Source organism: Methylobacterium sp. Leaf87 (genome assembly GCF_001422775.1).
GTDB lineage: Bacteria > Pseudomonadota > Alphaproteobacteria > Rhizobiales > Beijerinckiaceae > Methylobacterium.
The window spans coordinates 321,284-334,334 of the sequence record NZ_LMMI01000001.1 but is presented as its reverse complement, the minus strand read 5'-3'; the positions used below and the strand labels follow the sequence as shown (position 1 = coordinate 334,334).

Below are 13,051 nucleotides of genomic sequence, written 5' to 3'. Positions count from 1 at the left end.
CCGAAGCGCCGCCCGCGTCGGGGATGCGCAGGGCTCGGGAGCCCCGTCAGGCCGTCCGGTCGAGGGGGCGCTCGGTCGTCGCGCGGGCGGCGGCCGCCTGCTCGGCGTAGGCGCGGGCCTTGAGGATCACCGGATCGGGCAGCTGGATCACCACGTCGCCCGATGCCGGATCGACCTCCTGATAGACCACCGTGCGGGTGTCCCGGTCGATGCGGACGCGGGCCTCGTTCGGCGTCACCGCCGCGTCCGGCTCCGGCCGGGGCGCGTCACGCTCCGGATTGCGGATGTCGACGCGCACGGCGGGCGCGAGGGGCTCCGGCGCGGCGACGGGGGCGACGGGGGCCGGACCCGCGCCCGGTCCCCGGAACGCCGGGGTCGCGGTGATGGTCGAGATCTGCATCGTTCGCCCCGCGCCTCCTTGGATGACAGGATACCAGTCCGAGAGACCAGTGAACGCGCGGGGCCTGAATCGAGTCTTAAGGAATCGTCCCCGCCCACCGGTCCGTGCGTGTGTCGTCAAGGGAGCGTTGCGGCCATCCATCGAATCTTAGGAGTCGGGGCGGGCGTTTCAGATCTCCACCGGCGCGGTACTCCCGCCGGTGCCGATGCCCTGGGGATCGAACGCGACGCTCTTCACCACGGCGAAGACCGGGCGGCCCGGCGTGAGCGCGAGGTCGCGCACGGAGGCCTGCGTGAGGCGGGCGGCCAGCGCCACGCCGCCGCACGCGAGTGTGACGCGCACGGCCCCGTCCCCGAGGGGCGCGAGATCCCGCACGGTCCCGGCGAGCACGTTGCGGGCGCTGAGGCCCACGGGGATCTCGATCGCCACCAGCACGTCGCGGGCCGGCACGAGGAGGCGCACCGCCGTGCCGACGGCGCGGTCGAGGCGGGGGACGCTCAAGGTTCCGACGGCACCGGAGAGCCGGGTGAGGCCCGAGGCGGAATCGTGCCCGGCCACCACCATGTCGAGGCGGCTGCCGCCCTGCGCGGCGTGCTCGGGGCCGAGTTCGCCGCTGCGCAGCAGGGTCTCGGCCGGGCCGGCGGCGGCGACGCGCCCGGCCTCCAGCACCACGAGGGTGTCGGCGAGGCGCGCCACCTCCGACACGGCGTGGCTGACATACACGATGGGCAGGCCGGCGGCGTCGCGCAGGCGCTCGATGAGGGGCAGTATCTCGGCCTTGCGGGCCGCGTCGAGGGCGGCGAGCGGCTCGTCCATGAGGAGCAGGCGCGGGCGCGACAGCAGCGCCCGGCCGATGGCGATGCGCTGGCCCTCGCCCCCCGACAGGCCGGCGGGGCGCCGCGCCAGGAGATGGCCGATGCCCAGCAGCCCGACCACGTCGTCGAAGCCGAGGCCGGGGCTCTCCGCGTCGCCGCGGGCGAAGAACCGCCGGCCGTAATCGAGGTTCTGGCGCACGCTGAGATGCGGCAGCAGCCGGGCTTCCTGGAACACCACGCCGATGCGGCGGCGATGGACGGGGAGGGCGATGCCGCCTTGCGTATCGAGGAGGGTCCGCCCGTCGACGACGATGCGGCCCCGGTCGGGCCGCGCGAGGCCCGCGAGGCAATCGATCACCGTGGTCTTGCCCGAGCCCGAGGGCCCGAACAGGGCGGTGAGGCCGGAGGGCGCCGTGAAGGCGACGTCGAGCCGGAAGGCGCCGCGCCCGAGGGCGGCCTCGAACCGGAGGCTCATCCGGCCCCCAGCCGGCGGGCGAGGCGCCGGGCCAGGAGTTCGGAGGCGAGGAGCGCCGCCATGGAGAGGGCCACGGAGACGAGCGTGAGGCGTAAGGCCCCGGCCTCGCCGCCCGGCACCTGGGTCAGGCTGTAGATGGCCGACGGCAGGGTCTGGGTCTCGCCGGGGATGTTCGACACGAAGGTGATGGTGGCGCCGAACTCGCCCATGGCCTTGGCGAAGGCCAGCACCGCCCCGGCGAGCACGCCCGGGAGCGCGAGCGGCAGGGTCACGGTGCGGAACACCGCCCACGGCGAGGCCCCCAGGGTCGCCGCCGCCTGCTCGACCCGCCGGTCCACGGCCTCGATGGACAGGCGCATGGCCCGCACCATGAGAGGGAACCCCATCACCGCGCAGGCGAGCGCTGCCCCGGTCCAACGGAACGACAGCACGATGCCGGCCTCGGCCAGCGCCGCCCCGAAGGTGCCGCGCCGGCCGAAGGCGAGGAGCAGGAGATAGCCCGTCACCACCGGCGGCAGGATCAGGGGCAGGTGCACGAGCCCGTCGAGGAGACTGCGCCCGGGAAAGCGTTTTCGCGCCAGCAGCCAGGCGACCGCCAGGCCGGGACCGAGGCTCGCCACCGTCGCCACCGCCGCCACCCGCAGGCTGAGGGCGATGGCGGTCCACTCGTCGGGCGTGAGGCCGAGGGCGAGGCCGGGAATGTCCAAGGCGCAGTCCGGGGTAAGGGCGCGGCGGATCGCGGATCGGTCGCCAAGCTACGCGGTTTAACGGGCGCTGCCCACGATGCCACCCATGGGCCCGCGCCGCCGGAGACGGCGCGCGCAACTTCAGGCGTCGGAGCTGGCGAACCCGGGCCAACCCTTCGAAGGCCGCCTCAGGACTGACGCTCGTCCTCGTCGCGCAACGAGGTCTCGGAGCGATGCAGGCGGCTGAGGAGCACGAGCATGGGCCCCGGCACCGGCGCGGTCAGCGCCTCGGCGTCGAGAATCCCCGCGCGTCCGCGGGCGAGGCGCCTGCGGGACTTGGACATTTCCGCCATGACCACCGGCGTTCGCGCACCGGTTCTCTTGATTTTCATACGCACACGGGCACCCGCGATGATCGAAGCGACTCCGGGAAGCGAGGACAAACGCGGAACTTCCGCCCCCGTTCCGTAAGATTTTCGCGACAGTGGCGACGCATCGCCCGGGATGTTAGAGCCCTCGTCCATGCTCGAAGGCCTTCCCCCCCACCGCCCGACCCACGTGCTCCGGCTCCTCACGGACGAGGGGGCGGCCAAGGCGATGACCGATCTGCTGGGCGAGATGTTCGACCCGACGCAGACGGCGGTGGCCGCCTTCGAGGCCGAGGACGGCCGGACCTGGCGCCTGGAGGCGTATTTCGCCGACGCGCCCGACGAGGCGTGGGTCCGCGACCTCATCCGGCCCGTGGTCGGCGACCAGGCCGATGCGGCGACCTTCGAGACCATCGACCAGCAGGACTGGGTCCGTGCCTCCCTCGAGGGGCTCAACCCCGTGCGGGCCGGGCGCTTCCTCGTCCACGGCAGCCACGACCGCGACACCGTGCGGGTCAACGATCTCGCCATCGAGATCGAGGCGGCGCTGGCCTTCGGCACCGGCCACCACGGCACGACGCTGGGCTGCCTGCGAGCGCTGGCCGACGTGCTGAAGCGCGGCCGCCCGGCCCACGTCCTCGATGTCGGCACCGGCACCGGCATCCTGGCCTTCGCGGCGGCCAAAGCCCTGCACACCCCGGTCATCGCCGGCGACCTCGACCCCGAGGCGGTGACGACGGCCATCGGCAACGCCCGCCTCAACGGATTGGGCCCGACGCTCCGGCTCTACCAGGGCCCGGGCGTGCGCCACGCGCTCGCCGCCCGGCCGCGCCGGTTCGACGTGGTGTTCGCCAATATCCTGGCCCGCCCGCTGAAGGGCCTCGCGCCCTCGCTCACGGCGGTGGTGGCGGATCGCGGCGTGCTCATCCTCTCGGGCCTCATCGAGCGCGACGTGCCGGGCGTGCTCTCGACCTACCGCCACCGCGGTTTTCATCTCGCCCGCCACGGCCTCATTGAGGGCTGGGCCACCCTGGTGCTCAAGCGCGGCGGCGCCGCACCCCGGCCCCTGCGCGGATGGTTGCCGCACTGAACCGCCCGGCGTAACCCTGGCCGCATGACGCGCGTCCGCTTCCAGACCTTCGACGATCCCAGTCACCGCGCGGGCGCCGCACGCATCGCGGCCCTGCGAACAATCCTGGCGGCGGAGGGGCTCGACGGGTTCGTGGTGCCCCGCGCCGACGAGCACCAGTCGGAATACGTGCCGCCCGGGGCCGAGCGCCTCGCCTGGCTCACGGGCTTCACCGGCTCGGCGGGCACGGCGGTGATCCTGACGGACACCGCCGCCTTGGTGGTGGACGGGCGCTACACCCTCCAGGCTCCGGCCCAGGTCGACACCGCCGTCATCACCCCGGTCCAACTCGCCGAGACGAATGTCGAGGCGTGGATCGGCGCTCATCTCACGCGCGGCCAGGTGCTGGGCTACGATCCATGGCTGCACACGCCGGACGGCGTCGCCCGCCTGGCGCGGGTCGCCGAAAAGGTCGGGGCGACCCTGCGCGCCGTCGCCGCCAACCCCGTCGATGCCGTATGGGCCGACCGACCCGGCGCGCCCGCCGGCCCCGCGGTGCCTCATCCCCTCGCGCTCGCCGGCGAGGCGATCCCCGAGAAACTCGCCCGCATCCGCGCGTCCCTCGCCAAGGCCGCGTGCGCCGCCCTGGTGATCTCCGATCCGCACAACCTCGCCTGGGCGTTCAACCTGCGCGGCGCCGACGTGGCGCACACGCCCCTGGCGCTCGGCTACGCGATCCTGCCCCTGGAGGGCCGCCCGACCCTGTTCCTCGCTTCGCCCGACATCGCCCCCACCCTGCGGGCGGCGCTGGCGCCGGTCGCCGACCTCCGGCCCCGCTCGGCGTTCGAGACCGCCCTCGACGGGCTCGCGAAGGGCCGGACGATCCGCCTCGACGCCGCCACGGCGGCCATCGCCCTGAAAGTTCGGATCGAGGCTGCCGGCGGCGTGGCCGAGACCGGCCCGGACCCGATCACCGCCCTGAAGGCCGTGAAGAACGAAGCCGAGATCGCCGGCACCCGCGCCGCCCATTTTCGCGATGGCGTCGCGGTGGTCCGCTTCCTCGCCTGGCTCGATGGGGCGGAGGGCTTGACCGAGATTGCCGCCGTGGAAGCCCTGGAGGATTTTCGCAGCGAGGGCGGCGTGCTGCGGGACGTCTCGTTCCCGACCATCTCGGGCAGCGGCCCCAACGGCGCCATCGTGCATTACCGGGTGAGCCGCGAGACCGACCGAAGGGTCCGGCCCGGCGAACTCTTTCTCATCGATTCCGGCGCGCAATACGCCGACGGCACCACGGACATCACCCGCACGGTGGCCGTCGGCCCGCCCACGGACCTCATGCGCGACCGCTTCACCCGGGTGCTCAAGGGCCACATCGCCATCGCGCGGGCGGTGTTTCCCAAGGGCACGACGGGGGCGCAGATCGACGGCTTCGCCCGCGCCGCCCTGTGGGAGGCTGGCCTCGACTTCGACCACGGCACCGGCCACGGGGTCGGCGCCTTCCTCTCCGTGCACGAGGGCCCGCAGCGCATCGCCAAGACCGGCACCGTGGCGCTGGAGGCCGGCATGATCCTCTCCAACGAGCCGGGCTATTACCGCGCCGGGGCGTACGGCATCCGCCTGGAGAACCTCGTCCTCGTCGAGCCGCGCGCCATCCCCGGGGGCGAGCGCCCGATGCTCGGCTTCGAGACCCTGACCCTGGCGCCGTTCGACCGCCGCCTCGTCGCCGTGGACCTCCTCGGCCCGGCCGAGCGCGCCTGGATCGACGCCTATCACGCCCGGGTCCGCGACGCCCTCGGCCCCCACCTCGACGCTCCGACACGGGCCTGGCTCGACGCGGCCACCCGCCTCCTCGCCTGACCCCGCGCGGTTGACACCCGCCCGGCCTTCGCCAACACCCCGCACCGCACCGGGTCCCCAAAACCCCGGCGCCCGCGATTGGGATGGACCTTGAGACCGATGACGGTGATGCGCTCCTACCTGGACTTCGAGAAGCCCGTCGCCGAACTCGAGGCGAAGGTCGAGGAACTGAAGGCGGTGGGCGCCCGCGACGGCGCCGTGTCCATCTCCGAGGAAGTCGGGCGTCTCGAAGCCAAGGCCGCCTCCGCCCTGTCGGACATCTACGCCTCGCTCACCCCGTGGCAGAAGACCCAGGTGGCCCGCCATCCGCAGCGGCCGCACTTCGTCGATTACTGCGCCGATCTCATCACCGAGTTCACGCCGCTCGCCGGGGACCGTGCCTTCGGTGAGGACGCCGCCATCGTGGCCGGGTTCGGCCGATTCCGGGGCCGGTCCGTCTGCGTCATCGGCCAGGAGAAGGGCCACTCGACCGAGACGCGCCTGCACCACAATTTCGGAATGGCGAAGCCCGAGGGCTACCGCAAGGCCGTGCGTCTGATGGAGATGGCCGACCGGTTCGGCCTGCCGGTCCTCGCCTTCATCGACACGGCGGGCGCGTTCCCCGGCATAGAGGCCGAGGAGCGCGGCCAGGCCGAGGCCATCGCCCGCTCCACGGAAGCCTGCCTCGGGCTCGGCGTCCCCAACCTCGCCCTCGTCATCGGCGAGGGCGGCTCCGGCGGCGCCATCGCCCTCGCCACCGCCAACCGCGTGCTGATGATGGAGCATGCGATCTACGGCGTGATCTCGCCCGAGGGCGCCGCCTCGATCCTGTGGCGCGACCAGGGCCGGGCGGCGGACGCCGCCACCGCCATGAAGATCACCGCGCAGGACCTGCTGCGGCTCGGCATCATCGACACCATCGTGCCCGAGGCCACGGGCGGCGCCCATCGCGGCCGCGCCGCCGCCACGGCCGCCGCCGGACAGGCGATAGCCAGCGCGCTCACCGAATTCGACGGCCTGTCGCCGGACGAAATCCGCGACCGCCGCGCGGTCAAGTTCCTGGAGATCGGCCGGAAGCTGTAGCCGACCGGGGAACGATACGGGCGCTAGACGTTTTGTCGCAGGTTCGTGGCAGGAACCTTTTAAGGTTTATTTGGGCGGGCCGTGCGGGAGCGCACATGCGTCGGATGGTGGACGACGCCGCGACCGCGATCAAAAGTCGTTCCGCACCAATGGCTTCGCGTACGGTTTGTTGGGCTCCGGAGCGGGGTTCCGCGGGTCCGTCGAACCATGCCCGGGATTCACAGGCTCCCTCGGCCGCCGCTGCCATCGCCTTGCGGTAACAAGAGGGTAAGTTTAACGGAGCTATTGGGTTGGGGAGTGGCGTCCGACGGGAGAATCCCGCGGACGCGTGACTTTTGAGAACGGGGTTCCCCATGGCTGTGCGCCCGTCGGCGTTGCGCCCGTCCGTGATCGCTGCCCTCGCCGCGCTCACGATCTCGCTTGGCGCCTGCCAGGACGGCTCGACGGGCGGCGGCGTTCCCCTGCGCGCCCTCGCGCCCGTGCCGCCCAAAACCCTCGCGCTCATGACCCAGAAGGGCATGGCCCAGAACGACCCGATCCTCATCCGCGCCTACAAGAAGGAAGCGGAGATGGAGGTGTGGAAGCGCGGCACCAACGGCCAGTACGCGCTCCTGAAGACGTTCCCGATCTGCCGCTGGTCGGGCCAGCTCGGCCCCAAGACCAAGCAGGGCGACCGCCAGGCGCCGGAGGGCTTCTACACGGTGACGCCGGGGCAGATGAACCCGAACTCGTCGTATTACCTCTCGTTCGACACCGGGTACCCCAACGCCTACGATCGGGCCAACGGCCGCACGGGCAACTACATCATGGTCCACGGCACCTGCTCGTCGGCGGGCTGCTTTGCCATGACCGACGAATCCATGGGCGAGATCTATGCGCTGGCGCGCGATTCCTTCGCCGGGGGCCAGCGGGCGTTCCAGTTCCAGTCCTATCCCTTCCGGATGACGGCGGCGAACGTCGCGAAGTTCCGCAACGACCCCAACGCACCGTTCTGGAAGAACCTCAAGGAGGGCTCCGATTACTTCGAGGCCCTGCGCGAGGAGCCGAAGGTGGGCCTGTGCGGCGCCCGCTACGTGTTCGGCGGTTCGGACGCGGCCGCCGGCTCGTGCACCCCGCGGGTCGACCCGCAGGTCGCCGAGAAGCGCGACCGCGACAACCGCGAGATCGCCGAACTCGTCGCCAAGGGCACGCCCGCCACCCGCGTGGTCTACGAGGACGGCAGCCAGAACCCGGTGTTCCGGCCGCAGCCGCCTGCCAACACCCTGGCCTTCGCCAACCTGGTGAAGCCCGAGGAGCCGGAGCAGCCCTACGATCCGAAGGACTACGCCCGCCACCATCTCGGCGAAGTCAGCCGGCCCGAGACCATCGCGGGCGCCCGCGAGATCGAGGTCGACGCCAAGGGCCGTCCGGTGATGCTCGCCAGCGCCGAGGCGCCGATTCCCACCAAGGCCGCGGCCGCGCAGGCCGCCGCCAAGGCCGGCAAGACCAAGCCGGGTGTGTCGAGCCCCACCCTGATGGCGAAGGCCGAACCCGCCGCCGAGCCGGCCCCGGCAAAACCCGCCCGCGTGATGGTGGCCGACGCCGACGGCGATCCGGCCGCCTACAAGAAGCTGCTCGGCAACCTGTTCAGCAACGGTCCCGCTCCGGCGACCCCGGCCGCCGACGCGGCGACGATCCCGCCCGCCGTCGCGGCCGATCCGGCGCCGGCCAAGCTCACGCCGAAGGCCCCGGCGAAGGTTGCCCATGCCGGGCAGATCCATGCGGCGGCGAACCCGCCGGCGAAACCTAAGCCCGCCACGATCGTCACCGCCGAGGAGAAGGCGGCGAAGTCGCCCACGAAGACCACCGGCTCCATCACCAGGAACGCCGCCGCGAAGGATTGAGCGGACGCGCTCCGGAAGAGGGACGCTCCCGGATCGATACCGGTGTCATGCCGCTGCACGGCCCCGGGATGACACGGCATCGGTCGGGCCCTGACGGCGCGATGCGGCAGAGGCCGTCGCCTCGTCTCCCCTGGGAGCACGAAATCGGGCCTCGCCAAACACGCACATCCTATCCCGAACGAAAAAAGGGCCCCGCGAGGGGCCCTTTCCGATTCGATCGCGCGCGGCGATCGATTACATGCGGCGCATCATCCGGCGATGCATCATCTTGCGATGCATGTGACGGCGCTCCATACGGCGCTCCATCCGGTTGCGCATCATGCGGCGTTCCATACGACGCTCCATGCGGGTCATCTGCACGGTGGACACGGTCTCGGGGGCGGTGACGCCCATCGGCGCGCCGGGCGCGGCCGAAGCGGAGGTGGCGAGGCTGGCACCGCCGAGCGAGGCGAGCACGGCGATGGCGAAGGTCAGTTTCCTCACGTGGAACTCCCGTTGTGTTCTTGTCCGAGTGCGGCACCCGGTCTGCACGTCCGGCCCTTGCGGGTGAAGGACACGTGGCGCGCACCGGAGTGAGCGGCGGGCTCCGCGATGCCCGCCGCTGATAACCCACGAGTCAGAGATTCGTTTCCTCGAAAGCCCGCACCCAATCAGCACAAATTCCCGAGCGCACGATATCGTCGAGGGTGAATTCCACCACGGGGATCGGCATCATCCGGCTTTTGATGAGGTGGATCACCGTGCGCAGGCCCGAAGTCTCGCGCAGATCCGTCTGCGACACGTCGCCGTTGATGATCACCTGGCAATCGTCTCCGATGCGGGTGAGGAACATCTTGATCTCGGCCGTGGTGGTGTTCTGCGCCTCGTCGAGGATCACGAGGCAGTTCTTGAAGGTGCGCCCGCGCATCACCTCGAACGGCACCACCTCGATGTCGCCGGTCTTCACCGCGATATCGAAGGCGGCCGCGCCCATGCGTTCCTTCATGGTCTCGGTCAGCGGCGCGACCCAGGGGGCGATCTTCTCCTCCAGGGTGCCGGGGAAGTAGCCCAGGGAGCGGCCCGACGGCACGTTGGGGCGGGTGATGATCACCTTGCCGATCCGGCGCTGGCGGAGCTGGTCCGCCGCCCGGGTGCCGGCGATGAAGGTCTTGCCGGTGCCGGCGGGGCCGAGCACGATCACCTGCTTGTGAAGGGCCAGGGCGTCGAGATACTGGGCCTGGCGGTCGGTCAGGGGCTGGATCGGGCTGAGGTTGCGTTCCTCGTCGAAGCGGGTCCGGTGCAACCGGACGGGGCGATCTTCCACAAGTTCAAGTCGTGTGCGCCGTCTCTTCATCGATCAATACTCCACCTGGACTTGGCCAACCGGACTCAATCTGAACTGCACCTGTTGAACGTGACGCGCCGAACCCTCTTGCCGTAATCCTCGTCCTCTCCCTCGACCGGGCACCAGTGTCCGTCACCAGCCAATCCGGCCGCAAGTGGGCGGTTCCCGGCCGGGCGGCCTTGCCTGTGGATGGCGAAGGCGCCCGGTCTTCGTGTCTCTCGCAAAACGCCCGCTGCACCGGTGCGTCCACGGTTTAGAACCGGCGGCGATCGGGAGTTGTGTGAGGCACGCTTCGTCCGCCCATCGATCGTTGCATGCACCATGCCGCACCGGAAGCGACGGCGGCATGACGGTCGAATATTCTCGACCATTGATGTAGAAAGTCCGCATGATTTCGGACTTGGGCGCGCGGAGAGAAGTTTTCTCGCGGGCCGGCGAATCTCGTCCGCGCGTCACCCACGACCTCATCCTGAGGTGCCGGAGCGAAGCGGAGGCCTCGAAGGAGGGCTCCAGGACCCAGTGCGCTCTTTGGAGCCCTCCTTCGAGGCCGCTGACGCGGCACCTCAGGATGAGGTCGTGGGTGGGAAAGCGGGCCTTCCAGCCACAAGCCCGCTCACGCCGCTTGAATAAAGCTGTCCAGCACCATCTTCTGCCCGGCCTTGTCGAAATCGACGGTGAGCTTGTTCCCGTCGACCGCGGCGACGTCGCCGGGGCCGAACTTGGTGTGGAACACCCGCATGCCCACGGAGAAGGCCGAGGGGGCGCCGGTGGATTTCGCGATGAGTTCGCCCTCGATCTGGCGTGGGCCGGACCCGCGGTTGGCCGGATTGCGCGCGGGCGTGCTTCCGAAATTGCCGGTGTTGGCGGTCGCGGCCTGCGCCCGCTGCCAGCCCGGGGTGCCGTAGGACGAGCCGAACGGCGTCGGGTTGCGGTCGAAGCGCGAGGCGCCGGCAGAGAAATGCGCGGGGGCGTCGATGACGTCGACGCTGCCGGGCGGCAATTCGTCGATGAACCGGCTCGGCACCGTGGAGGACCACAGGCCGTGGATGCGCCGGTTGACGGCGAAGGACAGCTTGGCGCGCTTGCGGGCCCGGGTCAGGCCCACATGGGCCAGCCGCCGCTCCTCCTCGAGGCCGGCGCGGCCGCTCTCGTCGAGCGCCCGCTGGTTCGGGAACAGGCCGTCCTCCCAGCCGGGGAGGAACACCGTGTCGAACTCGAGGCCCTTGGCGGCGTGGAGCGTCATGAGGGACACCCGGTCGGCGCCCTCCTGCTCGCTCGCCTCCATCACCAGGGAGACGTGTTCGAGGAAGGCGGCCATGTCGGGAAATTCCTCCATGGAGCGCACGAACTCCTTGAGGTTCTCCAGGCGCCCGGCCGCGTCGGCGGATTTGTCCTTCTGCCACATCTCGGTGTAGCCGGATTCCTCCAGGATCGTCTGGGCCACCTCCGAATGCGGCTTGGTGCCGACCATCCGGGCCCACCGCGAAAAGCTCTCCACCAGGGCGCGCACCCCGGAGCGGGCGCGCGGCTTCAGCTCGTCGGTCTCCGTGAGGAGCCGCGCAGCCTGCAGCAGGGGCACGCCCTGGGACCGCGAATACCCGTGCAGGATCTGCAGGGTCGCGTCGCCCAAGCCCCGCTTCGGGGTGTTGAAGATCCGCTCGAAGGCGAGGTCGTCGGACGGATTCTGGGTCACGCGGAGATACGCGAGCGCATCGCGGATCTCGGCGCGCTCGTAGAAGCGCGGGCCGCCGACGACCCGGTAGGGGAGCCCCAACTGGACGAAGCGGTCCTCGATCTCGCGCATCTGCGCCGAGATCCGCACCAGCACGGCGATCTCGGAGAGGGGGTGCTGCTTGGCCTGGAGCGATTCGATGGCCTCGGAGAGCTGGCGGGCCTCCTCTTCCGAATCCCAGGCGCCCGCCACCGTCACCTTCTCGCCCGGCACGTCCTCCGTGCGCAGGGTCTTGCCGAGGCGCCCCTCGTTCTTGGCGATGAGCCCGGACGCGGCGGCGAGGATGTGGCCGGTCGAGCGGTAGTTGCGCTCCAGGCGTACCACGGTGGCACCCGGAAAGTCGTGCTCGAACCGCAGGATGTTGTCGACCTCGGCGCCGCGCCAGCCGTAGATCGACTGGTCGTCGTCGCCGACGCAGGCCACGTTGCGGTGGCCCTGCGCCAGCAGGCGCAGCCACAGGTACTGGGCGACGTTGGTGTCCTGGTACTCGTCCACCAGAATGTAGCGGAAGCGTTGCTGGTAGTTCTCCAGCACGTCCGTGTTCTCGCGCCACAGCTTGAGGCAGAGCAGCAGGAGGTCGCCGAAATCGGCGGCGTTGAGGGTCAGCAGGCGGGCCTGGTAGGCGGTGTAGAGCGCGCCGCCCTTGCCGAAGGCGAACGCGCCCGCCTCGCCCGGCGGCACCTGCTCGGGCAGGAGGCCGCGGTTCTTCCAGCCGTCGATGGCCGAGGCGAGGGCGCGGGCGGGCCAGCGCTTCTCGTCGATGTTCTGATCGACGATCACCTGCTTCATCAGCCGCAGCTGGTCGTCCATGCCCAGGATCGTGAAGTCCGAGCGCAGGCCGACGAGTTCGGCGTGGCGTCGTAAAATCTTGGTGCCGATGGAGTGGAAGGTGCCGAGCCACGGCATGCCCTCGCCCGCCGGGCCGATGAGCGCGCCGATGCGGTGCTTCATCTCGCGCGCCGCCTTGTTGGTGAAGGTCACCGACAGGATGTCGAAGGGGCGCGCCTTGGCCGTCGCGATGAGGTGGGCGATGCGGGTGGTGAGCACCCGGGTCTTGCCCGTGCCGGCCCCGGCGAGCACGAGGACGGGGCCGTCCGTCGCCTCGACGGCGCGGCGCTGCTCGTCGTTCAGGCCCTCCAGGTAGGGCGAGCCCTGCGGCCTGAGGGAGGCCATGGCGCGGGCGGCGATGGAGGTGGGCGCGTCGGAAGCGGGCACCGGCCGCGAGGCCCCCGCCGTGTCGGGGTGTTGATTCATGCCGCATCCCTGGACCAAAACGCGAACGGCGTCGAGGGCGGGCGGCAAAGCGCCCGTGGGGGAACCCGGCTTTCGCCCCGCGCGTCGTCTCGGCAGAACCCCATCGCCCCACAGGGAGGCTTCGCC

The 13,051-nt window shown here is 71.0% G+C and carries 11 protein-coding genes; 4 read left to right on the top strand and 7 right to left on the bottom strand.

The window, feature by feature from the left end; genetic code table 11:
- Nucleotides 1–46 precede the first annotated feature (46 nt).
- The 4 genes from ASF22_RS01515 to ASF22_RS01500 form a co-directional block, all read right to left on the bottom strand.
- Entirely contained in the window at nt 47–400 is a 354-nt protein-coding gene (locus tag ASF22_RS01515; RefSeq protein WP_056170438.1) for a hypothetical protein, read from the bottom strand.
- Between the two features lie 168 nt (nt 401–568).
- Entirely contained in the window at nt 569–1,690 is a 1,122-nt protein-coding gene (gene modC, locus ASF22_RS01510) for a molybdenum ABC transporter ATP-binding protein (RefSeq protein ID WP_056260795.1), read from the bottom strand.
- Nucleotides 1,687–2,397 (bottom strand): molybdate ABC transporter permease subunit, encoded by a 711-nt coding sequence (gene modB / locus ASF22_RS01505; RefSeq protein WP_244472973.1) that lies wholly within the window; start codon nt 2,395–2,397, stop codon nt 1,687–1,689. Before modB ends, modC begins: the two co-directional genes overlap by 4 nt.
- Nucleotides 2,398–2,564: 167 nt before the next feature.
- Entirely contained in the window at nt 2,565–2,720 is a 156-nt protein-coding gene (locus tag ASF22_RS01500) for a hypothetical protein (protein WP_244472972.1), read from the bottom strand.
- A 178-nt stretch (nt 2,721–2,898) separates the two neighbouring features.
- Between ASF22_RS01500 and ASF22_RS01495 the strand changes: the two genes are divergently transcribed.
- From ASF22_RS01495 to ASF22_RS01480, 4 genes are all read left to right on the top strand, one after another.
- The gene (locus tag ASF22_RS01495; protein WP_056260793.1) at nt 2,899–3,834 is read left to right on the top strand and encodes a 50S ribosomal protein L11 methyltransferase; all 936 of its coding nucleotides are present in this window, start codon (nt 2,899–2,901) and stop codon (nt 3,832–3,834) included.
- A 24-nt stretch (nt 3,835–3,858) separates the two neighbouring features.
- On the top strand, nt 3,859–5,670 hold the full coding sequence (locus ASF22_RS01490; protein WP_056260792.1) for an aminopeptidase P family protein: 1,812 nt from the start codon (nt 3,859–3,861) through the stop codon (nt 5,668–5,670).
- A 108-nt stretch (nt 5,671–5,778) separates the two neighbouring features.
- A complete protein-coding gene (locus ASF22_RS01485) occupies nt 5,779–6,732 on the top strand; it encodes an acetyl-CoA carboxylase carboxyltransferase subunit alpha (RefSeq protein WP_200918741.1) in 954 nt (317 codons plus the stop codon).
- A 353-nt stretch (nt 6,733–7,085) separates the two neighbouring features.
- Complete coding sequence (locus ASF22_RS01480; protein ID WP_056260787.1) at nt 7,086–8,615, top strand: murein L,D-transpeptidase family protein; 1,530 nt, start codon at nt 7,086–7,088, stop codon at nt 8,613–8,615.
- Between the two features lie 234 nt (nt 8,616–8,849).
- On the opposite strand, the gene ASF22_RS01475 is transcribed toward ASF22_RS01480, so the two are convergent.
- The 3 genes from ASF22_RS01475 to ASF22_RS01465 form a co-directional block, all read right to left on the bottom strand.
- Entirely contained in the window at nt 8,850–9,098 is a 249-nt protein-coding gene (locus ASF22_RS01475; RefSeq protein ID WP_056170416.1) for a hypothetical protein, read from the bottom strand.
- Between the two features lie 133 nt (nt 9,099–9,231).
- Nucleotides 9,232–9,948, bottom strand: a complete 717-nt coding sequence (locus ASF22_RS01470; protein WP_056170413.1) for a PhoH family protein — start codon at nt 9,946–9,948, stop codon at nt 9,232–9,234.
- 604 nt (nt 9,949–10,552) lie between these two features.
- Nucleotides 10,553–12,925 (bottom strand): UvrD-helicase domain-containing protein, encoded by a 2,373-nt coding sequence (locus ASF22_RS01465; RefSeq protein ID WP_056260785.1) that lies wholly within the window; start codon nt 12,923–12,925, stop codon nt 10,553–10,555.
- Between the last annotated feature and the right edge of the window lie 126 nt (nt 12,926–13,051).

What these genes read in the sequence shown, in the direction of transcription:
- ASF22_RS01515 (WP_056170438.1), bottom strand. Translation starts at nt 400, where the DNA reads ATGCAGATCTCGACCATCACCGCGACCCCGGCGTTCCGGGGACCGGGC.
- ASF22_RS01495 (WP_056260793.1), top strand. Translation starts at nt 2,899, where the DNA reads ATGCTCGAAGGCCTTCCCCCCCACCGCCCGACCCACGTGCTCCGGCTC.
- ASF22_RS01485 (WP_200918741.1), top strand. Translation starts at nt 5,779, where the DNA reads ATGCGCTCCTACCTGGACTTCGAGAAGCCCGTCGCCGAACTCGAGGCG.
- ASF22_RS01480 (WP_056260787.1), top strand. Translation starts at nt 7,086, where the DNA reads ATGGCTGTGCGCCCGTCGGCGTTGCGCCCGTCCGTGATCGCTGCCCTC.
- modC (WP_056260795.1), bottom strand. Translation starts at nt 1,690, where the DNA reads ATGAGCCTCCGGTTCGAGGCCGCCCTCGGGCGCGGCGCCTTCCGGCTC.
- ASF22_RS01500 (WP_244472972.1), bottom strand. Translation starts at nt 2,720, where the DNA reads ATGTCCAAGTCCCGCAGGCGCCTCGCCCGCGGACGCGCGGGGATTCTC.
- ASF22_RS01470 (WP_056170413.1), bottom strand. Translation starts at nt 9,948, where the DNA reads ATGAAGAGACGGCGCACACGACTTGAACTTGTGGAAGATCGCCCCGTC.
- ASF22_RS01490 (WP_056260792.1), top strand. Translation starts at nt 3,859, where the DNA reads ATGACGCGCGTCCGCTTCCAGACCTTCGACGATCCCAGTCACCGCGCG.
- ASF22_RS01465 (WP_056260785.1), bottom strand. Translation starts at nt 12,925, where the DNA reads ATGAATCAACACCCCGACACGGCGGGGGCCTCGCGGCCGGTGCCCGCT.